Source organism: Acidovorax sp. Root70, assembly GCF_001428225.1.
Taxonomy (GTDB): Bacteria; Pseudomonadota; Gammaproteobacteria; order Burkholderiales; family Burkholderiaceae_C; genus Acidovorax.
In genome coordinates, this window is sequence record NZ_LMHQ01000029.1 from 83093 (window position 1) to 106184 (window position 23092).

Annotated in this window: 20 protein-coding genes and 1 pseudogene; 5 read left to right on the top strand and 16 right to left on the bottom strand. The window is 66.2% G+C overall.

Annotation, left to right across the window (positions count from 1 at the left end):
* Window positions 1-22 precede the first annotated feature (22 nt).
* Window positions 23-2845, top strand: a complete 2823-nt coding sequence (locus ASD94_RS16880) for an EAL domain-containing protein (protein ID WP_056645254.1) — start codon at window positions 23-25, stop codon at window positions 2843-2845.
* A 331-nt stretch (window positions 2846-3176) separates the two neighbouring features.
* Here the strand turns inward: ASD94_RS16880 and ASD94_RS16885 are convergent, their stop codons facing one another.
* The 3 genes from ASD94_RS16885 to ASD94_RS16895 all read right to left on the bottom strand — a co-directional run bounded on the left by ASD94_RS16885 (window position 3177) and on the right by ASD94_RS16895 (window position 7749).
* Window positions 3177-4349, bottom strand: coding sequence for a patatin-like phospholipase family protein (locus ASD94_RS16885; RefSeq protein ID WP_056645255.1), 1173 nt, complete (start codon window positions 4347-4349; stop codon window positions 3177-3179).
* A 115-nt stretch (window positions 4350-4464) separates the two neighbouring features.
* On the bottom strand, window positions 4465-5292 hold the full coding sequence (locus ASD94_RS16890) for an HDOD domain-containing protein (RefSeq protein ID WP_056645258.1): 828 nt from the start codon (window positions 5290-5292) through the stop codon (window positions 4465-4467).
* Between the two features lie 87 nt (window positions 5293-5379).
* Window positions 5380-7749 carry a Tex family protein gene (locus ASD94_RS16895; RefSeq protein ID WP_056645259.1) on the bottom strand — a complete coding sequence of 790 codons (2370 nt, stop codon included), beginning with the start codon at window positions 7747-7749 and terminating at the stop codon, window positions 5380-5382.
* Between the two features lie 361 nt (window positions 7750-8110).
* On the opposite strand from ASD94_RS16895, the gene ASD94_RS24320 reads away from it, so the two are divergent.
* From ASD94_RS24320 to ASD94_RS16915, 4 genes and pseudogenes are all read left to right on the top strand, one after another.
* Window positions 8111-8370: DUF4148 domain-containing protein (locus ASD94_RS24320; RefSeq protein ID WP_156391475.1), on the top strand; the 260-nt coding region annotated here is incomplete at its 3' end.
* 1 nt (window position 8371) lies between these two features.
* Window positions 8372-8581: pseudogene (locus ASD94_RS16905) on the top strand (DUF4148 domain-containing protein); the annotation flags it as partial.
* A 213-nt stretch (window positions 8582-8794) separates the two neighbouring features.
* Window positions 8795-9199, top strand: a complete 405-nt coding sequence (locus tag ASD94_RS16910) for a hypothetical protein (protein WP_056645261.1) — start codon at window positions 8795-8797, stop codon at window positions 9197-9199.
* Window positions 9200-9244: 45 nt separating this feature from the next.
* Window positions 9245-10327, top strand: a complete 1083-nt coding sequence (locus tag ASD94_RS16915; protein WP_056645263.1) for a DUF72 domain-containing protein — start codon at window positions 9245-9247, stop codon at window positions 10325-10327.
* A 33-nt stretch (window positions 10328-10360) separates the two neighbouring features.
* Here ASD94_RS16915 and ASD94_RS16920 read toward each other — a convergent pair whose 3' ends face one another.
* The 13 genes from ASD94_RS16920 to ASD94_RS16980 form a co-directional block, all read right to left on the bottom strand.
* Window positions 10361-11386 (bottom strand): diguanylate cyclase, encoded by a 1026-nt coding sequence (locus ASD94_RS16920; protein WP_056645265.1) that lies wholly within the window; start codon window positions 11384-11386, stop codon window positions 10361-10363.
* 225 nt (window positions 11387-11611) lie between these two features.
* The gene (locus tag ASD94_RS16925) at window positions 11612-12217 is read right to left on the bottom strand and encodes a methylated-DNA--[protein]-cysteine S-methyltransferase (protein WP_056645267.1); all 606 of its coding nucleotides are present in this window, start codon (window positions 12215-12217) and stop codon (window positions 11612-11614) included.
* Between the two features lie 101 nt (window positions 12218-12318).
* Window positions 12319-13224, bottom strand: coding sequence for an SDR family oxidoreductase (locus ASD94_RS16930; RefSeq protein ID WP_056645269.1), 906 nt, complete (start codon window positions 13222-13224; stop codon window positions 12319-12321).
* Window positions 13225-13371: 147 nt separating this feature from the next.
* A complete protein-coding gene (locus ASD94_RS16935) occupies window positions 13372-14307 on the bottom strand; it encodes a glutathione S-transferase family protein (RefSeq protein ID WP_056645271.1) in 936 nt (311 codons plus the stop codon).
* Between the two features lie 30 nt (window positions 14308-14337).
* The gene (locus tag ASD94_RS16940; protein ID WP_056645272.1) at window positions 14338-16005 is read right to left on the bottom strand and encodes an isovaleryl-CoA dehydrogenase; all 1668 of its coding nucleotides are present in this window, start codon (window positions 16003-16005) and stop codon (window positions 14338-14340) included.
* Window positions 16006-16057: 52 nt separating this feature from the next.
* Window positions 16058-16510 carry a GNAT family N-acetyltransferase gene (locus ASD94_RS16945; protein WP_056645274.1) on the bottom strand — a complete coding sequence of 151 codons (453 nt, stop codon included), beginning with the start codon at window positions 16508-16510 and terminating at the stop codon, window positions 16058-16060.
* The gene (locus tag ASD94_RS16950) at window positions 16510-17526 is read right to left on the bottom strand and encodes an NADP-dependent oxidoreductase (RefSeq protein ID WP_056645276.1); all 1017 of its coding nucleotides are present in this window, start codon (window positions 17524-17526) and stop codon (window positions 16510-16512) included. Before ASD94_RS16950 ends, ASD94_RS16945 begins: the two co-directional genes overlap by 1 nt.
* A gap of 114 nt (window positions 17527-17640) precedes the next feature.
* Entirely contained in the window at window positions 17641-18072 is a 432-nt protein-coding gene (locus ASD94_RS16955; RefSeq protein WP_056063497.1) for a PaaI family thioesterase, read from the bottom strand.
* A 154-nt stretch (window positions 18073-18226) separates the two neighbouring features.
* Window positions 18227-19018 (bottom strand): SDR family oxidoreductase, encoded by a 792-nt coding sequence (locus tag ASD94_RS16960; RefSeq protein ID WP_056645279.1) that lies wholly within the window; start codon window positions 19016-19018, stop codon window positions 18227-18229.
* Window positions 19019-19187: 169 nt separating this feature from the next.
* Window positions 19188-19397 carry a hypothetical protein gene (locus ASD94_RS16965; protein ID WP_056645280.1) on the bottom strand — a complete coding sequence of 70 codons (210 nt, stop codon included), beginning with the start codon at window positions 19395-19397 and terminating at the stop codon, window positions 19188-19190.
* A complete protein-coding gene (locus ASD94_RS16970) occupies window positions 19397-21265 on the bottom strand; it encodes an acyl-CoA dehydrogenase (protein ID WP_056645282.1) in 1869 nt (622 codons plus the stop codon). The genes ASD94_RS16965 and ASD94_RS16970 overlap by 1 nt, the downstream gene beginning before the upstream one ends.
* A 115-nt stretch (window positions 21266-21380) precedes the next feature.
* Complete coding sequence (locus tag ASD94_RS16975; RefSeq protein WP_235510697.1) at window positions 21381-21881, bottom strand: PaaI family thioesterase; 501 nt, start codon at window positions 21879-21881, stop codon at window positions 21381-21383.
* A 3-nt stretch (window positions 21882-21884) separates the two neighbouring features.
* Window positions 21885-23060, bottom strand: coding sequence for an acetyl-CoA C-acyltransferase (locus tag ASD94_RS16980; protein ID WP_056645284.1), 1176 nt, complete (start codon window positions 23058-23060; stop codon window positions 21885-21887).
* Window positions 23061-23092 lie beyond the last annotated feature (32 nt).

Genomic DNA, 23092 nt, shown 5'->3' on the forward strand with positions numbered 1-23092 from the left:
TGTAGGGGGAGGACCGCCGTCAATGCGTACTGGAAATCTCACCGTCTGGCTTCTTCGAGGCACCTACCCCAGGCTGTACGTGCCCATCGTGGCGATCATTCTGCTGGTCACCGGGGTGCGTTACCACTACCTGCTGGCGGCAGAAACCGACGAAGCCCAGCAACAGGCCACCACCGAACTGCGGCGTACCAGCGACCCCCTGCTGCTGCACCTGGCAACGTTGCCCGCGCCCGCTGCAGATGCCGTCACCCGCGCATTGACCGAGGCGCTTGCACAGGCGGCACCGGGTATTGCTTCCCTGAAGTGGCAGGCCGCAGATCAGCCTCCCATTGAGGTCACCGCCCCCCCCTACCCCGCCGTTGCTCCTCAGTGGTTTGCCCACGGACTGGACTTTTCCGCTCCCGTGCAACAGTCGGGCCTGACACTCGCTGACGGCACATCGGGACGGTTGACGATCACCGCGCACACCCAATCGCTGGTGGACCAGGTCTGGGCCACGGTGCTGGTGCAGGCACGGATCTCGGCGCTCAACATCTTCACCATCCTGTTCCTGCTGACGCTGCTGCTGCGCGCCAATGCCCGCATGTTGCAACGCCTGGCGCAGGCCACCGACGCGTTTCGCCAGGGCTATCTGAGCACCCGCATGGAGGTCACCGGCACGCTTGAATCCCGCGCCATGGCCGAGACTTTCAACGACATGGCGGGCAAGGTGCAGTCCCTGGTGTTGTCCCTGCACGAAACGCAGCGCCAGCAGAGCGAGCAACTGCACTTCACCCGTCAGTTGATCGATGCCCTGCCCCTGCCCGTGTTTGTGCGCCATACCGACGGCACCTACCTGGACGCCAACCGCGCATGGCAGCGCCTGTTCCAGTCGCAGCCGGGCGCTGACGGCGCCGCAGGTGCCAGCCTGCCTGCCGAACTGGCCCCGGAACGGTCGGCCCACGTCGCCAGCGCACAAGACAACGAGATCCGCATCCGCCCGCCCCACCAGCCCCCACTGGACATGGCCTACTACGAAGCGCCGTTCACCAGCACCAACGGCGAGCTGGCCGGCACCATCGGCACGCTGGTGGACGTGACGGAGCGCAAACGCGCCCAGGAGGCCCTGCGCGCCGAAAAAGAACGTGCCGAAATCACCCTGGCCTCCATCGGCGACGGCGTCATCACCACCGACCTGGGCGGGCGCATCGAGACCATCAACGAAGCCGCACAGCTCATGACCGGGTTCACTGCTGAGCAGGCGCTGGGCCGGCAGCTGGACGACGTGTTTCGCCTGTACGAAGAGCCGGCCAGCCGCACGGCCAGCGCCGCCGCCGAACGCGACACGCAGCCAGGCGTGCTGCAACAGGCCACCTACGAGGTGCTGATCCACCGCTCTGGCGAGCGCTACGCCATCGAGTACACGGCGGCCGCCATCCGCGAGGGCAGCGGCCACGCCACAGGCTGCGTGCTGGTATTCCGCGACGTGACCGAAACACGCAACCTGCGTCACCAGATCTCCTGGCATGCCCGCCACGATGCGCTCACCGGCCTGTACAACCGCGCGGCGCTGGCCGAAAAGCTCACGCACGCCCTGTTTGTCGCCCGCAACCATCAGCTGCTGCTGGCGGTGTGCATGCTGGACCTGGACCACTTCCAGGCGGTGAACGACACCTTTGGACAGCGCGTGGGCGACCGCCTGCTCAAGGAAGTGGCGCGGCGCCTGGGCGCCTTCATCACAGCCCATGAAGCCGTGGCCCGCATGGGCGGAGACGAGTTTGTGCTGCTGCTGGGCGAACAGCCCGATGTGCCCGCCATCGAGGCGCGCCTGGCCGTGCTGATGCAGCAACTGGCCGCGCCCTACGCGATTGACGACCGCCTGGTGAACATCACCGTCAGCATTGGCGTGGCCGTGTTTCCGCAGGACGACGCCAACCCCGACACCCTGCTGCGCCATGCCGACCAGGCCATGTGCCAGGCCAAGAGCTTCGGGCGCAACCAGCTGCACGTGTTCGATGTGCAGCACGACCACGCCGTGCAGACCCAGCACACCCGCCAGACCCGGGTGGCCCGCGCACTGCACGCGGGCGAGCTGGTGCTGCACTACCAGCCGAAGGTCAATCTGCGCACCGGCGAGATCATCGGACTCGAAGCCCTGCTGCGCTGGCAACACCCGCAGGAGGGGTTGCTGGGCCCGCAGCATGTGCTGCCGCTGGTGGAGGACACGGACCTGCAGGTTGAACTGGGCGAATGGGTACTGCGCCAGGCCCTGGCGCAGATGCGGGTGTGGAGCGATGTGGGCATGGGCTGGGAGGTCAGCGTCAACATCGCGGCGCCCCACTTCCACCGGCCCAACTTTGTGCAGCGGCTCAAGGACATCCTGCACACCTGCCCCGAGGTGTCTCCCTCGCGGCTGGAGCTGGAGATCCTGGAGTCCGCCGCGCTGGAAGACATGCAGTACATGCGCCGCATGATGCAAAGCTGCCAGGCCCTGGGCGTGCGTTTTGCACTGGACGACTTTGGCACCGGCTTTTCGTCCCTGTCCTACCTCAAGCGCCTGCCCGCCGAGACGATCAAGATCGACCAGTCCTTCGTGCGCGGCATTCTGGAGGACGGCGACGACCTCACCCTCGTCCAAGCCATCGTGGCGCTGGCGGCTGCGTTCCACCGCCACGTGGTGGCCGAAGGCGTCGAAACCGCTGAGCACTGCGCCAAGCTGCTGGAGCTGGGCTGCGAGCGCGCGCAGGGTTATGGCATTGCCCGGCCCATGCCCGCGGCCGATGTGCTGCCTTGGGCCCGGGACCACGCTGCACGCCATGCTGCCCGGGCGGTGCAGGAGGCGGCACGTCGCCCTGCTTCGACCTAAGAACCTGTTCAAAGTCTTTTTGGAAATTGCATTGAAGTGCAATCGGGATGAGTGGATGCTTCGGATGCGCCGCATGGGCTCGTGCCCATGCAAGCAGCCGGGGCGTCCAATCGCCCTATTTCACTCCAACCCTGCGGGCAAGTGCCTTGCCGGGCGGTCTGCGGCGTTGCGGCGCTTGCCGATAGCACGGGCTATCGGCGGCGCACCGCGCCTTGCATCCCATCCCGGCAAGGTACTTGTGCAACTCCAAAAAGACTTTGAACAGGTTCTGAGAGCCAGCAGCCAGCGCAAGAGACCCAACGAGCCCCAGAGGCGCGTCCGCCCTGGCAGCCTACAGCGGCCGCACCGCGCCCATGTCAGGCCGCTCCAGCCATTCGCGCCACTCATCCACCAGTTGCTGGCTGGCACGCGTGGCCGACAGCCACGCTTTCGCTCGTGCGCGGCTGTCTGTGCCGTAATGCGTGAAATCGTTGCGGTCGGGCAGCTTGGCGTTGGGCAATCGGCGCACCCAGTCCGGGTCGGGTGACAGCACCACCATGTTGTCGAGCGCCGACGTGGCCTTGTGGCGCCACTTCAGCCCCTTGTCCAGCCAGCCCGGCACCACACGGTGCTGGAAGTGGGGGTAGAGCACGATGCCACCAGCACCCGCGCGCAGCGGCTCGGACGCAGATTTGAAGCCTTTTCCGCCGGAAGCGCTAGGGCTCATTGCCTGAGCAGCTATCAATTCAGAAGCATCTTCGTTCGGCAGACCATAAGCAAGATGCAGGTGGTAGTCGGTGATGCCGCCATCCCAGTAAGCACCCCGGGGCGCACCCGGGATGTTGTGCACGGCCTGCAGGACAAACGGGATCGAGCAGCTGGCCTGCAGCGCCTGCATGAAGTTGTCCGCGTTCAGCCCCACCTGCCGGGTGCGGTAGTCGGTCGTGGCAAAAGGCAAGGCCGCACCTGACGAAGAAAACACCACCCGCTCCAGCCAGGCCCCCATCGCCTTGCGGTGTACGGTGTTGGTCACGAACGCCCCCAGATACCCGAGGGGCGTACCCAGCGCATGCTCGCGCCCCAGCACATGGCGGCCCCGGGACGTGACGATGTGCAGGCGGTAGCGCGGGTGGCTCAGCACTTCCTGCACCCGCCCGCCGTAGAAGGCCTCCAGGTTCTGGCCGAACCGCTCACTCACATGGGCGGCTGTGGGGCGCTTTTTGCCGGGTGGCAGCTCGTAGTCCTGGTGGATGTAGTCGTGTTCCAGCCGCTCAAAGGCCGCCACCGATTGCTGCAGGCAGGCCGTGGCCATGCGCCAGGCGCCGATGGAGGCGCCCACCAGGTGCACGGGCTGGTCTGAGCGCGGCAGCCATTCCCCAAAGATGAACCGGTCCATGGGCCCCAGGATCAAGCCCTTGGGCCCACCGGCTGCCGCCGGAATCACGCCCACGTCCGCGGGCTGCAGGCCCTGTTGTTCCAGGTGTTGGCGGGCGCGGGGGCCGGCGTGGATGCGCAGTGCTTTCATGGCGTTGATTGTCGCAAAGCGGCACTTCGCACCTTCACCACACACTGTCGCCCAGCCGACGACGACCTCACCATCCCAAGCACTGCAGGCCTGCCTCTAGCGGGGTAAAGCGAAGCTACACGACGAAATCCGCCGCCTCGGGCCGGGCCGTCCAGTCAATGGGGTCTTGCTGCAGCACCATGTCGATGTCGAGCCCCAGGGTCAGCCCCACTTCGCCGGGGAAGGACACCGCCAGCTCCTTTTCGTTCAGCTCGGCTTCGCGAGCGCGGGCGCGCCATGCGGCCAGATGGATAACGCCAGCCAGGGGTTCGTAGACCTTGTTGTCAAACGGCGCATGCTGGTGTTGCAGGGCATCGATCACCACCTCGGGCAATTGCCAGCGGCGCGCACAGTCCGCCGTGACCTGGCCGTAGCTGTAGCCAAAGATGCGCTGCTCGATCTTGTCGCGGCGCAGGTCAAATGGCGCCACCAGGGTGTTGACTGACTGGGCTTTCTCGGGGTCCGCCAGATGGATCACCAGCTCGCCCAAGGCATGCAGCAAACCGGCGGTATAGGCCGCGATCTGGTTGTGGTGGACGATGCCTGCCAGCGAGCGCGCGAGCTTGGCGGTGTTGAGGCTGTAGCGCCAGAACTGCTGCATGTTCACCCCGGGCACCGAGCGTGACGTGGTGCCCAGCGGCGCCGAGGTGACCAGCGTGCGCAGCTGTGCAGTGCCCAGCAGCGCCAGCGCCTCTGGGACACCCGCAATCTGCCCGGGCAGCTGAAAGGTGGGGGAATTGGCCAGCTCCAGCAGGCGCGCGGCCAGGGCTGGGTCGGTGCCAAACAGCTGGTTCAGGCGCCGCAGGCTGGGCTCAGCGTGGGCCAGCTCGCTCATCAGCAACGCCACGGCGCGCGGAAGGCTGGGCAGTGCCACAGGTTGGGCCAGCAGTGCGTTCAACTCCATGGGGTACGGCGCCGGTGGTTGGTTCAGGTGCTGGCGATTATGGGCCCCTGCACGGCCAAAAAACCACCGGCGGCACAGCGGGCTGCGTCAGCGGCCTTTGGCCTGTTGCAACTTCGCAAATGCCGACGCCATGGCCGACGGCTGCACAGGCTCGGGGCCACGGCGCTGGGGCTGTGCATAGCCACGGCCTGCGCCCTCAAAGCGGTTGTCACGGGGTGCGCCCCGGTCACCGCCCTGGCGTGGTGGTGCGGCGTCCAGCTTCATCGACAGGCCAATGCGCTTGCGCTCCACGTCCACTTCCATGACCTTGACCTTGACGATGTCGCCCGTCTTGACCACCTCGCGCGCGTCGTTCACAAATTTGTGCGCCAACTGGCTCACATGCACCAGGCCATCCTGGTGCACCCCAAGGTCGATGAAGGCGCCGAACTGGGCCACATTGCTCACCGTGCCTTCGAGGATCATGCCTTCCTTGAGGTCCTTGATGTCTTCCACGCCATCGTTGAAGCGGGCCACCTTGAAGTCGGGGCGCGGATCGCGGCCTGGCTTTTCCAATTCGGCCAGGATGTCCTTGACGGTGATGACGCCAAACTTCTCGTTGGCGAACAGCTCGGGCTTCAGGGTCTTGAGCATGTCGGCACGGCCCATGATCTCGGCCACCGGCTTGCCCGTCTTTTCCATGATCTGCTCGACCACCGGGTAGGTCTCGGGGTGCACGCCGGTCATGTCCAGCGGGTTCTCGCCGCCGCGAATGCGCAAGAAGCCCGCACTCTGCTCAAAGGTCTTGGCGCCCAGGCCCGCCACTTCCATCAGCTGCTTGCGGCTCTTGAACGCGCCGTTGGCCTCGCGCCAGCGCACCACGGCCTTGGCCACGCTGCCCGACAGGCCCGACACACGCGAGAGCAGCGGCACGCTGGCCGTGTTCAGGTCCACACCCACGGAGTTCACGCAGTCTTCCACCACCGTGCCCAGGGTGCGTGCCAGCTCGCTCTGGTTCACGTCGTGCTGGTACTGACCCACGCCAATGCTCTTGGGGTCGATCTTGACCAGTTCGGCCAGCGGGTCTTGCAGGCGGCGAGCGATGGAGGCGGCGCCACGCAGGCTCACGTCCACATCGGGCATTTCTTGGGATGCATATTCGCTGGCGGAATAGACAGACGCGCCCGCCTCGCTCACCACCACCTTCTCGATGGCGCGGTCGGCCTTGGCGGCCATCTTGATCAGGTCGGCGGCCAGTTTGTCCGTCTCGCGGCTGGCCGTGCCATTGCCAATCGCAATCAGGTTCACGCCGTGTTTTTCCACCAGTTTGGCCAGCGTGAAGAGCGAGCCATCCCAGTCGCGCTTGGGCTCGTGCGGGTACACCGTGGCGGTCTCCACCAGCTTGCCGGTGGCGTCCACCACCGCCACCTTCACGCCGGTGCGGATGCCGGGGTCCAGCCCCATCACTACGCGCGGGCCGGCCGGTGCGGCCAGCAGCAGGTCGCGCAGGTTGTCGGCAAACACCTTGATCGCCACCTTCTCGGCCTCGTCGCGCAGGCGAGCAAACAAGTCGCGCTCGGTGGAGAGGCTCAGCTTCACGCGCCAGGTCCAGGCCACGCACTTGCGGATCAGGTCATCCGCCTTGCGGCCCTGGTGGCTCCAGCCCAGGTGCAGGGCGATCTTGCCTTCGGCCAGGCTGGGCTTGCCGGGCTCGGGCTCCACCGGCAGCACCAGCTTGGCTTCCAGAATCTCCAGCCCACGCCCGCGGAACACCGCCAGTGCGCGGTGCGAGGGCACGCGGCCAATCGGCTCGTCGTAGTCAAAGTAGTCGCGGAACTTGGAGACCTCGGGGTCGTTCTCGTTCTTGCTGTCCACCTTCTTGCTGCGCAGCAGGCCTTCGGCCCACAACCACTCGCGCAGGTTTTGCACCAGCGCCGGGTCTTCGGCCCAGCGCTCGCTCAGGATGTCCCGCACGCCGTCGAGCACGGCAGGCACGGTGGAGAAATCGGCACCGGGCTTGCCATCATCCAGCACTTCGGGCGGCTTGGTAAACGCGGCGGCCTCCACGGCAGGGTCCAGCGTGGGGTCGGCAAACAGCTTGTCAGCCAGCGGCTCGATGCCGAACTCGCGCGCAATCTGCCCCTTGGTGCGGCGCTTTTGCTTGAAGGGCAGGTAGATGTCTTCCAGCTCTTGCTTGGTGGGCGCGGCGGCAATGGCGGCACGCAGCGCGTCGGTCAGCTTGCCCTGCTCGTCAATCGCCTTGAGCACGGCCACACGGCGGTCCTCCAGCTCGCGCAGGTAAGACAGGCGCGCCTCCAGCTCACGCAGCTGGATATCGTCCAGCCCGCCCGTCACTTCCTTGCGGTAGCGCGCGATGAAGGGCACCGTGGCGCCGCCATCCAGCAGCTCCACCGCTGCGCGCACCTGTTGTTCACTGACTTTGATTTCTGCGGCCAACTGCCGAACGATCTGCTGCATGGGTGGGGCGGACTCTCTGAAACTCGGTCAAACAAAAAAGCGAAGCGCGCGAGTTTGCCACAGGCGGTTTGGCAGCCCGGAGACGGGGCGGCGGATTGTTCTCAATACTGGAACAGTTAGTTTGCGACTGAGTGGTTTTTCTCTGAACACCATCGGCGTACAGTTCATCCCATCGATGAGCCGAACCCGCAAGGCGACTCACCGAACCCGGTTCAGGAATGGTTTTTGACCCGGCTTTTTTGAGGTACAGTTCATCCCATCGATGAGCCGAACCCGCAAGGCGACTCACCGAACCCGGTTCAGGAATGGTTTTTGACCCGGCTTTTTTGAGACGCTTTTTTAACTTTCGAGGATTTTCATCATGAACAAGACCGCTCGTTTCCTCTCCGTCGCCGCTGTTGCCGCTTTCGCCGCCTTTGGCGCCCATGCTGACGAAGCTGATGGCTCGCAATTTGCCCTTAAGTTCGACACGAACCGCACCCGCGCTGAAGTGGCTGCCGAAGCCGTTGTCGAAGCCCGCACCCACAACATGGAACCCGCAGGCTCGCGCGTGGTGACCTACAAGTCCACCGCTGACCGCGCTGCCGTGCGTGCCCAGGCCTATCGGGCTGCAATTCAGCCNTCGCAATTTGCCCTTAAGTTCGACACGAACCGCACCCGCGCTGAAGTGGCTGCCGAAGCCGTTGTCGAAGCCCGCACCCACAACATGGAACCCGCAGGCTCGCGCGTGGTGACCTACAAGTCCACCGCTGACCGCGCTGCCGTGCGTGCCCAGGCCGCCGAAGCTGTGCGCACCGGCCAGATCCCTTCGGGCGAATTCAGCGCCATGTAATTGACGCAGTTGCGGGACTTCCCATGGTGGTGGCACTTTGCATTTGCGGGTGCTGCTGCCATGGGGAGTGTTAACTGAACCGCAGGGGCGGGCAGGCAAAAAGGGCTCCCCTGTGGAGCCCTTTTTGTTGGCGGACTGCATGGGCTTGCGGGCAGTCACACGCTCGGCACGGCCAGCCCTTCATAGAATGAAGGACTGTTCACACGCCGTTCCATGTCCCTTCCCCCCTTCCCCATCCGCACCGAATGCCCTCCCGGCACCTGCGTGTGCGACCGGGATGCGCTACTGCAGACGCCAGGCAGCGATGTGCGCATCCTGATGCTCACGCGCAGCGAAGAAAAGAAGATGCTGGAGCGGCTGGAGAACCTGGGCAGCCTGGCCGACCTGCGCAGGATGCAGGAGCGCATGGAGCAACAACTGGGCATTCGCCTGTCCATCACCCAAAGCCCGAACGAGGTGCGCAGCCTGCGCGGCATTGCAATCCTGGTGCACGAACAGCGGGGCCTGTGCCGCAAGACGCGGCAGGCCATTCCGGCAGCCATCAAGAAAAGCATGGACGCCCAGCCCCAGATCGCGTTTGACCTGCTGGACGAGAGCGGGCTGTTTGGCAGCGCGTAGCGCCTTGGCCCCCTCGCTCTGCTCTTAGTCGCCCCACCCCAGCGCATGCAAGACGATCTTTTTGGCGACACGCTGCCCAAGCCGCCGGCGGCAGAAGCTTCAGCCTCGGCACCCGCTTCGCCCATCGTGCCAGGCACCGATGCCCCCACACGGCGCTCCCGGTCTGGCACTGTGGCGCCCATCGCTCCGGACGGTGCACTGACGACCCTCGCCGCCGCCCTGCCGCCCCGGTTGCGCCTGGGCACATCGTCATGGACCTACCCCGGGTGGAAAGGCCTGGTGTGGGAGGGCGAGCATTCCGACACGCAACTGTCCAAACAAGGGCTGGCCGTGTACGCCCAGCACCCGCTGATGCGCACGGTGAGCATCGACCGCAGCTTCTACCGCCCGCTCACGGTGAGCCAGTACGAACGCTACGCATCGCAGGTGCCCGACGATTTCCGGTTTGTGGTCAAGGCGCCCAGCGTGGTGACAGACGCCCTGGTGCGCAGCGAAGACGGACGGGGCCGCCAGCCCAACCCGGCGTTCTTGAGCCCCGAGCTGGCGCGCAGTGAGTGTGTGGAGCCCGCGCTGCAGGGCCTGGGCCATAAGCTGGGCGCGCTGGTGTTCCAGCTCAGCCCCCTGCCGCTGGCGCAGCTGGACCGCATGCCCGCCTTGCTGGATCGTCTGCGCGCCATGCTGCTGGCCCTGCCCCCGTTGGCACCCCTGGCGCCTGACGGCGTGATTGCCGTGGAGGTGCGCGACCCCGAGTGGCTGACGCCCGACTTTGCGGCCATGCTGCGCGCAGCGGGCGCCACCTATTGCCTGGGGCTGCATGCCAAGATGCCGCCGCTGCAGGACCAGTTGCCCATGCTGCGCGCGCTGTGGCCCGGCCCGCTGGTGTGTCGCTGGAACCTGAACCCCGTGCATGGCCCCTACGGCTATGAAGAGGCTGAGCGGCTGTACGAGCCATACGACCGTCTGCACCACCCGGCACCGGAAACCCGGGCAGCGCTGGCTGCCGTCATCGCGGGCACCACGGGTCGGGGGCAGAACGCCTTCGTGACCATCAGCAACCACGCAGAGGGCTGCGCGCCGCTCACGGTGCGCGGGGTGGCTGAAGAGGTCGCAAAGCTGGCGGCCCGATAAAAGCGTCGGCGCTCCGTCACGCCCCGTTCGTCTCTATGGCTCCGGCGCCTGCTCGATGCGGTTGCGCCCGCCTTGCTTGGCTCGGTACATCGCGCGGTCCGCGCGCCGCACCAGTTCTTCGGCCAGTTGCTCGCGCTGGGGCGCCATGGTGGCCACACCAAAGCTCACCGTCACGATGCCCCACGGCGCCCCCTCGTGCGGCAGGGCCAGGGCTTGGATGGCCTGCTGGATGTGCTGGGCCACCTCCAGCGCAGCGGGGGCATCGGCACCTGGCAGCAGCACCACAAACTCCTCGCCGCCAAACCGTGCCACCACGTCGCCGTCGCGGCGTCCCCCGGTCTGCGCCAGCGTCAGGGCCAGGGACTTCAGGCAGGCATCGCCCGCGAGATGGCCGTAGTGGTCGTTGAAGTGCTTGAACACGTCCACGTCCAGCATGATCAGCGACACCGGGGCATGGGCCCGCTGGGCGCGCGCCCATTCATGGGCCAGGGCCTGGTCAAAGTGGCGGCGGTTGGCAATACCCGTCAGGCCGTCGGTGTTGCTGAGCAGTTGCAGCTGGTTGTTGGCCTGGGCCAGCGCCTGCGTGCGCTCGTCCACCAAGGCCTGCAGTTCCTGGTTGCGCTGCTGCAGGCGGCTGGCGGGGTACACCTCGCCGTCGCGCGCAAGGCCGTAGGGGATGGAGATGCTGCTGTGCGCAATCTTCCAGTCGTCGCCCTCCTGCCGGAAGACAAGCACCAAACGGGCGGTCTCACTGGCAAACAGCGGATCAGGGTTGGGCAGGTGGATGTGGAAAAACGCGGTCACGGCCAGCACGTCGGCACCGAGCTCCTGGGGGAAGAGGTCCCGCATCTCGATGCCGATGTGCCCGGGCACCTGCGCAAAGTCGAGCTGGGTGACGTTCACCCACTCGCTGCGGGATTTGATGAGCTTGTCGCTGCTGCCCGCAAAGCCGCTGAAGTTCTCGCTGAAGCGGTCCACCAACCGGGCATCGCGCGACGCATACATGGCGATGTACTCGTCAAACAGCATGCGGGCCAGCCGTTGGCGTTCGGGTGACATGGGCAACTTTCTCCTGAAGGCCGGGAGCGGAGGGATAGGGGGTCAAGGCGCAGCCACGGCAGTCCTGGACGCAATGCCTTGCTGCACAGAGCGCGAAGCGCATCACTACTGCACAAAAAACAGGCGCTTCAACAAATGTAGCACTCAGTAACACACTTGTGCAGCCAGCCGCGCCGACCCTCGTCGCAACAGATCACTGCCGCATGGCGGGGCAAGTCTGCTGGGCTAGTCCGCGCTGCCAAACAGCGAACGCGTACCGCCCAGGCAGGCCCCTTCGATCTGCAGCATGCGCATCTTGGTCAGCGCACCGCCCCCGGCCGAGAAGCCGCCGGGCTTGTCACCCGCCGCCAGCACTCGGTGGCATGGCACCACCGGCGCAAACGGGTTCAGGCCCAGCGCCTGCCCCACGGCGCGCGACAGGCCCTTACCGCCCAGCTGTTCCGCCACCTCGCCATAGGTGCGCGTCTGGCCCGGCGGAATGGCCCGTGCAATGGCGTACACCTGCTGGTGAAACGCCGACACACCCGACATGTCGAGCGGCACCTCCCGCAGGTCCAGTGCCTGCCCGGCCAGCAAGCCCTGGATGCCTGCGATGGCATGGCGCACCTCGACTGGCGGAACGGCCGGCGGCAACACCTGCGGATAGGTGCCCTGCCCCAGCCCGCGCAGCAGGCGCGCCTGGGTGGCCGGTGCATCGGCCTCGGGCAATTGCACTGCCGCAATGCCACCGGGCCCCCAGGCAATGCCGCAGGGGCCGAGCGCCGTATCGAACAGGGCGTGGCCCCACGCGGCCGCGTGGGCATCAGCGTTCAGCGGTGCATCCGGGGACATACGCTATGCATTTAATAGCTGCTGGCGCATATTGCACTAGCGCATGCAGCCATTTTTATTCAAACACCTGCCGCCAGGCGTCTGTGGGCGCGTTGCGCTGGTCAGTCCGCCCGCAGTGCCGCGCGCAGCTGCGCACCCAGCTCTGGCTTGGCGGCAAACGGGTCGGTGGGGTTGCGGCCCATCATTACGTCTTCCATGCGCGTCTGGACCGATGCCAGGGCCTTGGGGTGGCTGTAGATGTAGAACTGGCCTTGCGCTGCCGCGTCGAACACCTTTTGCGCCACCTCGGCCGCGGTCACCTTGCCGCTGCCCACGGCCTTGTCGCTCATGGCCTGGCCGATGAGCTGGCTCTTGGTGGGCCTTTCGGCAGGCAGGTCGCCGGGGCGGTTGCGGTGGCTCTGGTTGATGCCGGTGGGCACAAAGAAGGGGCACAGCACGCTCGCGCTGATTTGGTCGGTGACCAGCGACAGGTCCTGGTATAGCGTTTCCGACAGGGCCACCACCGCGTGTTTGCTCACGTTGTAGATGCCCATGTTGGGCGCTGCCAGCAGACCCGCCATGCTGGCCGTGTTGATGATGTGGCCGCGCCAGGCCGGGTCGGCCTTGGCGGCTGCCAGCATCATGGGGGTGAACAGGCGCACGCCGTGCACCACGCCCCACAGGTTCACGCCCAGCACCCACTCCCAGTCCTTGACCGAGTTTTCCCACACCAGGCCGCCCGCGCCCACACCCGCGTTGTTGAAGACAAGGTGTGGTGCGCCAAAGCGCTGCTGCACATCGGCGGCCAACTGCTCCATCTGAGCGGCGTTCGACACGTCCACCTTGCGCGCCAGCACCTGGCTGCCTGCGGCCTGCATCTCGGCCGTGGCGGCGTCGAGCGCGTCCTGCTGCACATCCACCAGCACCAGGTTCATGCCCAGGCGGGCGCCAATGCGAGCGCATTCCAGGCCAAAGCCCGAGCCAGCGCCGGTGAGGACGGCGGTTTTGCCGGCAAAGTTGTCGATCATGTTTTGTGTCTCCTAGGGGTTGTCGATGGATGATGGGGTGCGGTCGTGAAACATCGGGCGGCGCGGATACCGACACACCGCTTCGACGAACGCCGCCCGAACGCGCAGGCGCATCGGGCGCGAAGCGATAAAAAAGGCCGCCGTTGTTCAGGGCGCCAGAGGCCGCAGCACGTAGCCGATGCGGGGGAAGTGAACGTGCACGGTGCCCGCGCGCGGGTCGGTACGGCGCAAGGTGTAGCGGGTGCGGGTAGCGGCAATCAATTCACCTTCCGTGGGCTCCGTGCCAAAGCTCTCGGCGGCAATCGTGACCTGGCTGCCCAGCGGGATGCCGTGCTCGTCCTGGAACAGGTCGTCGGTCAAAGGCAACGGGTCCATGCCTGCGGCCACCGTGATGGCGTCGGCAGCGCTGAACTTCTCCATGCGGCCATGGCCCAACGCTGCCATACGGTCCATCCACTCCAGCACGGCAGGCGTGGCGGCGAAGATGTCGGCCATCACCGGCACGCACTGGCGCGTGAACCACAACGGGTGGTAGGCCGCAAAGTCGGCCAGGCAGGGCTCGGCACCGAACAGAAAGTCGTGCTCTTCGGCCATGTGGGCGATGCGGCGCAGGTACGAGCGGTAGGCCGCCGTGGCGTCGGCCGGGCGCAGTCGGTTCATGCCCGCACTCATCTCGCGGCGATCCTCGCCAAATACTTGTGCTGCAGCGGGCGGCAGGTTGGCAAACATCACGGCGGCGCCCTTGGGCTGCAGGTTGTAGGCCATGGCAGCCCAGAACAGCGTGGTGTCGGCCCACTGCGCAAACACGCGCGCCACGCCCTTCAGGTGCGGTGGGTACAGCACGGGCTCGGGCTGCTCATGCTCCAGCACATCGCAGATCAGGGCCGAGTCGCAATAGATGTCGGCGCCAATCTGCAAGAACGGCGTCTTGCGGTAGCCACCGGTCAGCGCCACCACATCGGGCTTGGGCATGACGCTGGGAATGATGACGGACTTCCAGGCCAGTTGCTTGAAGCCGAGCACCGCACGGATCTTTTCGGAAAACGGGGACGAGGGGTAGTGGTGCAGGATGAGGTGGGACATGGGAGTCTCCGTAAAAATCTGTGGAAGGACTCAAGCCGGAAGCGCGCGGGCCAAGATGGCGTCAAGGTTGACACCCGCACCCAGCGTGCCAAAGCTGTAACCCCAGTCGCCGCCCAAGCGCGAATCGCAAAACGCGCCGAACACGCTGGCGGGCGCGCTGCGGTACAGCAGTGCAGCCTGCACAGCCAACGCCACATCTTGCGCAAGGCGGCGGGCTTCGGCCTCGGTGGTCATGGCGTCCACGCGCAGGGGCAAGGCACCTGCGAGGCGGTCCAGCGCCGGGTGGGCGCCGCGTGCGGGGGCCAGCTCGTCGGCCAGGGCGGCGGCGGTGTCGGCACGGCGCACGGCGCGCAGCAGGTCCAGCGCCATGATGTTGCCCGCGCCCTCCCAGATGGAGTTGAGCGGCATCTCGCGGTAGATGCGGGCCATCACGCCCTCGCCGCCCTCTTCCACATAGCCGTTGCCGCCCAGGCATTCCATGGCCTCTTGCGCAAACACGCTGCCACGCTTGCAGACCCAAAACTTGGCCACGGGCGTGAGCAGGCGGGCCATGATGGCTTCGTGCTCGCTCTTATCTTTGTGATCAAAAGCGCTTGCAAGCCTGATGGACAAAGCGGTAGCCGCTTCACTTTCCAGGGCAAGGTCGGCCAGCACGTTGCGCATCAGCGGCTGCTCGATGAGCTTTTTGCCAAAGGCCGAACGCTGGCGCGTGTGGTGCAGCGCAATGCTGAGGGCTTGGCGCATGAGGCCGCTGGTGCCCAGGGCGCAGTCCAGGCGCGTCATGGTGCCCATCTCCAGGATCTGCGCCACGCCGCGGCCCTCCTCGCCCACGCGCCAGGCCATCGCGTCGATGAACTCGACCTCGGAGCTGGCGTTGGCGTGGTTGCCCAGCTTGTCTTTCAGGCGCTGGATGCGGAGGGCGTTCACGGTGTCGTCCGGCAGCACGCGCGGCAGGAAGAAGCAGGTGAGCCCGCCGGGCGCCTGCGCCAGGACGAGGAACGCATCGCACATCGGCGCGGAAAAGAACCACTTGTGCCCCGTCAGCCGATAGCGCGCGCCCCAGGCATCGTCGCCGTCGGGCACGGCCTGGGTGGTGTTGGCGCGCACGTCCGATCCGCCCTGCTTCTCGGTCATGCCCATGCCCATGGTGAGCGCGGATTTCTGCGAGAACAGCGCCAGGCGCGGGTCGTACTGCGTGCTGGTCAAGCCTTTGTTCCAGTCGGCCCACACGGCGGCGTTGCCACGCAAGGCCGGGGTCACCGCATAGCTCATCGACACGGGGCAGAGAATAGACGGCTCCGCCTCGGTGAACAGCATGAACCCCGCCGCACGCTCGACATGGGCATGGCCCGTGTCCTGGCGCGACCAGGGCGTGGCGTGCAGGCCGTGGCGCAGGGCTGCGCCCATCAGCGCGTGGTAGCTGGGGTGAAACTCCACCACGTCCGTGCGGTGGCCAAAGCGGTCATGCGTGCGCAGCTGCGGCTGGTGCGTGTTCGCAAGCCGCGCATGCGTCTGCATCTCGGCCGACCCCATCTCCGCGCCCAGCGCAGCCAGGCCCGCCAGCGGCAACGCGGGAGCCTGCAGGCGCAGGGCATCCTGCAGCGGCTGGTTGGTGGTGAACAGGTTCACGTCCACCCACGGCGTGCTCTGGTTGAAGACGTCATGGGTACGCGCCAGGGTGGCGGTGGGCAAGGTCATGTCGGCTCCTTCGCGGGTGGGTGGGGTGAATGGTCCAGGGGCTGCGGCGGCGTCAGCCCGCCCTTCTCAGCATTTCAATGTGGGGAATATCGTCTTCCAGGTACTCGTCGGACACCGCCTCAAAACCCAGGCAGCCGTAAAACCCCTGCAGGTGCGCCTGTGCGCTGATGCGGATGTCCCGGCCCGGCCACGCCTGGCTGCAGCGGGCAATACCCTCCTGCATCAGCGCTCTGCCCGTGCCGTTGCCACGCGCCTCCTTGGCGGTGACCACGCGACCGATGGAGGGCTCGGGGTAGTTCACGCCCGGGTCCACCACGCGCAGGCAGGCTTGCAGCACACCCGCCTCGTCGTAGCCCAGCAGGTGGTGGGACTTTTTGTCCGCTTCGTCTGGGTCCTGGTACGGGCCCTGCTCCAGGATGAAGACCTTGCAGCGCAGGGCCAGGGCGTCATGCAGCGCATGCACGCCCAGGTCGTCGAAGCGGGCCCAGGTCCACTTCAGCATCATCAGATCAGCTTGACCAGTTGCTTGCCGAAGTTCTTGCCCTTGAGCAGGCCCAGAAAAGCCTCGGGTGCGGCAGCGATGCCTTGAGCAATCGTTTCGCGCGGGCGCAGCTTGCCGGAGCCCACCAGCGTGCCCAGCTCCTTGAGCGCGTCGGGCCAGACTTCCATGTGCTCGCTCACGATGAAGCCTTCGACCTTCATGCGGTTGATGAGCATGAGTGCGGGGTTGGCCATGGGCAGCGGTGCGCCGTCGTAGCCGGCGATCATGCCGCACAGGGCGATGCGGCTGAAGGCGTTCATGCGCAGCATCACGGCGTCCATGATCCAGCCGCCCACGTTCTCGAAGTACCCGTCGATGCCGTTGGGGCAGGCTTCTTTCAGCGCTTTGGACATGGCCTTCACGTCGCTGTGCTGCTTGTAGTCGATGCAGGCGTCAAAGCCCAGTTCTTCCACTGCGTACTTGCACTTGTCCGCGCCGCCTGCAATGCCCACTGCGCGGCAGCCGCGGGCCTTGGCCAATGCGGCAAAGGCGCTGCCCACGGCGCCCGTAGCGGCGCTCACCACCACGGTGTCGCCTTCCTTGGGCGCAATGATCTTGACCAGGCCGTACCAGGCCGTCACGCCGGGCATGCCCACGGCGCCCAGGTAGTGCGACAGCGGCACATGGGTGGTGTCCACCTTGCGCAGCGCGCCGGGTTGGTCGGCGTTGACCACGCTGTATTCCTGCCAGCCGCCCATGCCCACCACCTTGTCGCCCACGGCGTACTTGGGGTGCTTGCTCTCGGCCACCTCACCCACGGTGCCACCGATCATGACTTCGCCCAGCGCCTGCGACGCGGCGTAGCTCTTGCTCTCGTTCATGCGGCCGCGCATGTAGGGGTCCAGGCTCAGGTAGTGGTGGCGCACCAGCACCTGGCCGTCTTGCAGCGCGGGCGTGTCGGTGGCGACCAGCTTGAAGTTGCTGGCCACCGCTTCGCCCTGGGGGCGGTTGTCGAGAACGATTTGTTGGTTGCGTGGCATGGAAAGCTCCTTCAGAAAATTCAATACTATGTTTTTGATAGCTGCCAGCGCATGTATTCATTGCGCTTGCAGGCAAAAAGGCTTCAAAACCTGCTGGCGACCTCAACCATTGGCTCAGTCGGTGGAGATGACCTTGAGGTCATTCACATTGCGCCCGTCCACAGGCAGGCGCTTGACGTACTTGAATGTGCCGGTGGCATGGCAGCACACCTTGCCTTGCGCGTCGTACACCGTGCCCTCAGTAAACGCCATGGTGGCCGTGCGGTGAATCAACCGCCCCTTGGCCACCAGCGGCCCGCGCGCGGGCTGCATGAAGCTGGTCTTCATCTCGATGGTGACCACACCCATGTCCGGCGTCACGCTGCGCGCGGCCGTGGCCATGGTCACATCCAGCAGCGTCATCGATGCGCCGCCGTGGGTGACGGCAAACGAGTTCAGGTGCTCGGGCTTGGCTTCGTAACGCAGCTCGGACTCGCCGTCCTCCATGCGGTGCAGCGTGAAGCCCAGGTGGCTGACAAAGGGGATTTCGACACCGAAACTGATCAAGGTTTGTTCCTTTGGAAACATAGGTCGCAACTGGCGGGGCCCAGGCGAGGGACTCAGAGCAAGGGCCGCCCCGCAGCGATTGCGTCGTCCCCCTTCGCGAATCGCTCAGCGATTCGAGAGAAGGGGGAAGCGGCGCAGCCGCTCAGGGGGATGTTCACCCTCCAGTAACGATACTCACCCCGCCATCCACCGCCAGCCACTGGCCGGTGATGTGCTTGCCCGCATCCGACGCGTACAGCGCGCACAGGCCCTTCAGGTCTTCATCATCGCCCAGGCGGCCCAGCGGGGCGTGGGCGGCCAATGCCTCCTCGCCCATGGCCTTGAGCGTGCCCACCGTCATCTTGCTCGGGAAGAAGCCCGGGCAGATGGCGTTGACGCGGATGTTGTACGCGCCCCATTCGGCCGCCAGCGCGCGCGTGAAGTTGATCACCGCACCCTTGGAGGTGTTGTAAGCAATGGTGTTCATGCCCTTGGGGTTGCCGCCCAGGCCCGCGATGGACGCCACGTTGATGATGCTGCCGCTGCGGCGGCCGATCATGCTGTGCTTGGCGATGTGCTGGCTCAGGATGAAGTAGCCGCGCACGTTGAGGTTCATCACCTTGTCCCAGGCCTCCACCGGGTGGTCTTCGGCCGGGGCGCCCCAGGCCGCGCCGGCGTTGTTGACCAGAATGTCCACATGGCCCAGGCGTTGCAGGGTCTCGTCGGCCAGGCGGCGGATGTCTTCTTCCTTGGCGCAGTCGGCGGCGATCCAGCGCGCGTCGATGCCAGCGGCCTGCAGGTCGGCGGTGGCCTCTTCCAGGTCGGAGGCCTTGCGCGAGCTGAGCATGATCTTGGCGCCCGCTTCGCCCAGTGCGTGGGCCAGCTGCAGGCCCAGGCCGCGCGAGCCGCCGGTCACCAGGGCGGTCTTGCCCGTCAGGTCAAACAGTTGTTGGATGGTGCGTGTCATCGGAATGTCTCCTTGGTTTTTTGCCCGTCGATGGATGTTCTCGTTCCCAGCCCGGCGCGGGGGTGCACTGGTGCGCGCTGGTAACAGGTGGGAATGCAGGCAGCCATTGTGCGGCGCTACAAGGCTGCATTGTGTCGCCGCCGCGTCGGCGCGGCAGCAAAAGACAGTGTCAGCCCTGGGGGTCGGCCTTGAGCCGCGCGCGCACGGCGATCAGCACCACGCCCACGGCCGCCACCACGCCCCCACCCACCATCAGTACCCAGCCGGTGGATGCGTCGGTGCGGGCAGTGGCAATGCCCAGCACCAGCGTGAGCAGGCCGCCGTAAATCAGCACCCAGATGAGCTTTTGCAAGCGCTGCAACGTGCCCGGAGCCGCCATCAGAACGCCTCTTCCGGAAAGCTGGCGCAGGTCGCGTCGCGCGCGCTGACCACTTGCAGCCAGGCACCGATCTTGGGCAGCTCGTAATGAAAGAAAAAGCGCATGGCCCCCATGCGGCCCACGCTGGCGGGCTGCGCCAGCGCGGCATCGGCCGCCAGCGTGGCGAGTGCCACGTCCAGCCACACCCAGGCCAGCACCGTGTGGCCAAAGGCTTGCATGTACGGTACGGCGTTGGCCAGCGCATCCGTCGGTTGCCCCGTGGCCCAGGCGGCCTTGGTGGCGGCGCCCACGTCCTGCAGCGCCTTGCCCAGCGCGTTGGCGTGGGCAGCGAGTGCCGGCACCTGGATGGCGCGCTCGATGGTGGCGTTGATGCGCCCGGCCAGCAGTTGCAGGCCGCGCCCGCCTTCCATCAGCACCTTGCGGCCCAGCAGGTCCATGGCCTGGATGCCGTGGGTGCCTTCGTGAATCATGTTCAGGCGGTTGTCGCGCCAGTACTGCTCCACCGGGAAGTCGCGCGTGTAGCCATAGCCGCCGTGGATCTGGATGGCCAGGCTGTTGGCCTCCAGGCACCATTCGCTGGGCCAGCTCTTGGCGATGGGGGTCAGCACCTCCAGCAGCAGGCGGGCCTCGTCGGCGGCTGCGGCATCGCCCGTGTGTTGCTCGTCCACCAGCCGCGCGCAGAACAGGTTGAGCGCCAAGGCACCCTCGCCGTACGACTTTTGCGCCAGCAGCATGCGTTTGACGTCAGCATGCTCCACGATGCGCACCTGGGGCTGGGCGGCGTCCTTGACCACCGCAGCCGCGCCGTCCTTGGGGCCCTGCACCGGACGGCCCTGGGGGCGGTTCTTGGCGTAGTCCAGGCTGGCGTAATAGCCCGCCAGGCCCAGCATGGTGGCAGCCATGCCGATGCCGATGCGCGCCTCGTTCATCATGTGGAACATGCAGTGCAGGCCTTTGCCGGGCTGGCCGACCAGGTAACCCACCGCGCCCGCCTGGCCGTCCACGGGGTACTTGCCCTCGCCAAAGTTCAGCAGCGTGTTGGTGGTGCCGCGCCAGCCCAGCTTGTGGTTCAGGCCCGCCAGCGCCACGTCGTTGCGCACGCCAGTCAGCTGGCCTTTGGTGTCCACCAGCTTCTTGGGCACGATGAAGAGGGAGATGCCCTTGGTGCCGGGCACCAGCTTGCCGTCCGGCCCCGGGATCTTGGCCAGCACCAGGTGCACGATGTTTTCGGTCAGCTCATGGTCGCCCGAGCTGATCCACATCTTGTTGCCCTTGAGGCGGTAGCGCGGGCCCAGCGGGTCGCTTTCAAAACCCTCGCCATCCGGCACGGCGCGCGTGGCCACGTCCGACAGCGAAGAGCCCGCCTGCGGCTCCGACAGGCACATGGTGCCCGACCAGCGGCCGTTGAATTCATTGAGCGCAAACACCTGCTTTTGCAGGTCGGTGCCATGCACCATGAGCAGGTTGGCGTTTCCCGAAGTCAGCAGGTTGGACCCAATGCTGATCGACGCGGCCGCAAAAAAGCTGTTGGCCGCCGCCTCCACCGTGTAGGGCAGCTGCATGCCGCCAATGTCGTAGTCCTGCGCGGCGCTCAGCAGGCCTGATTCTGCATAGGCGCGCCGTGCTTCGTAGGTGGCCTGTGGCAGCACCACGCGCAGCGTGCCGTCGGGCTCGGTCTCGGTGCGGGGTTCTTCGGTGTCCACCACGCGGTTGAAGGGCGCGTACTTCTCGCGCGCAATGCGCTCGGAGGTGTCGAGCACGGCATCGAAGGTTTCGCGGGAGTGGTCCGCAAAGCGCTCGCGGGCTTGCAGCTTCTCGGCGTCCAGCCACTGGTAGAGCAGGAAATCGACGGTGGGACGTAGGCTCATGGCATTTCAGGGTTAAAACGGCCGCAGGCGCATATGAATCATGCGCCAGCAGCTATCAAATAAGGAGTAAACGGCGCAGGAGTGAGGAGGAACATGCTCCCATCCCTTGCCACCATCAGGCGCCCGCAGGGGCCGGCGCTGCGCCGTCGCGCGGCGGCAGTGCGGCAATGGTGCCTTGCGCCACGGCGCACAGCTTTTCGGTGCCCGCCTGCACCACAAACACATCGCAGCGGCACACGGCCTGCGCGCGGCCATGGTGCACCGCCTGCGCACGGGCGATGAGCAGTTCGCCCACCGCGGGCCGCAGGTAGTTGATCTTGAACTCGGACGTCACCACCGGCACCCGCATGGCGGTGCCCCCGGCGTACGTCAGGGCGTTGTCGGCCACATAGCTCAGCACGCCCCCGTGCACAAAACCATGCTGCTGCAGCAGCTGGGGCGTGACGGGCAGGTGCAGCTCGCACAGCCCGGGCGACAAGGCATGCAGCCGCGCCCCCACCAGGATGCTGAACGGCTGCGATGCCAGTACCTCACGCCCCATGGCCAGGAAGACCTCGGGCGACACCACGACATCGGGGATGTCGGTGCGCGGTGGCGACGAGGCCTGCCCGGACATGGCTTACAGCACCTCGAAAATGCCCGCAGCGCCCATGCCGCCGCCAATGCACATCGTCACGCAGACCTTCTTGGCGCCACGGCGCTTGCCTTCGATGAGCGCGTGGCCCGTGAGGCGCTGGCCCGACACACCGTAGGGGTGGCCCAGGGCAATGGCGCCGCCGTTCACATTCAGGCGGTCGGCCGGGATGCCCAGTTTGTCGCGGCAGTACAGCACCTGCACGGCAAAGGCTTCGTTCAGCTCCCACAGGTCGATGTCCTGCACCGTGAGGCCCAGTTTCTTGAGCACCTTGGGCACGGCGAACACAGGGCCGATGCCCATTTCGTCAGGCTCGCAACCGGCCACCGCAAAGCCGAGGAAACGGCCCAGGGGCTTGAGGCCCTTCTTGCTGGCGTACTCTTCGCTGGTGACCACGCAGGCACCGGCGCCGTCGGAGAACTGGCTGGCATTGCCGGCCGAGATCAGGCCACCGGGCAGCGCCGAGCGCAGGCCACGGATGGCCTCCACCGTCGTGCCTTCACGCGTGCCTTCGTCCTTGCTCACCGTGACTTGCTTGGTGATCAGGCCCAGGTTCTTGTCGGCCACACCGGCCGTGACGGTGATGGGGGCGATTTCGGCGTCGAACAGACCAGCGGCCTGCGCAGCGCAAGCCTTTTGCTGGCTGGCAGCACCGTATTCGTCCATGGCTTCGCGGCCGATGTGGTAGCGCTTGGCCACTTGCTCGGCGGTCTGCAGCATGCTCCAGTAGATCTCGGGCTTTTGCTTGGCCAGGGCCAGGTCCTGGATCATGTGCAGGTTCATCTCTTGCTGCACGCAGGAGATGCTTTCGACGCCACCGGCCACAAACACGTCGGCCTCGCCCGCGATGATGCGCTGGGCGGCCATGGCAATGGTCTGCAGGCCGGACGAGCAGAAACGGTTGACGGTCACGCCCGATGCCGTGATGGGCAGGCCGGCCTTCAGCGCGATCTGGCGCGCGATGTTGCTGCCGGTAGCGCCTTCGGGTGTGGCGCAACCCATGATGACGTCGTCCACGTCAGCACCGTCGATGCCGGCGCGCAATACGGCGTGCTGCACGGCATGGCCGCCCAGGGTGGCGCCGTGGGTCATGTTGAACGAACCCTTCCAGCTCTTGGCGAGTGGCGTGCGGGCGGTGGAAACAATCACTGCGGAGGTCATGTGAATTCCTTTGATTCGGTGTCTGTGGATGC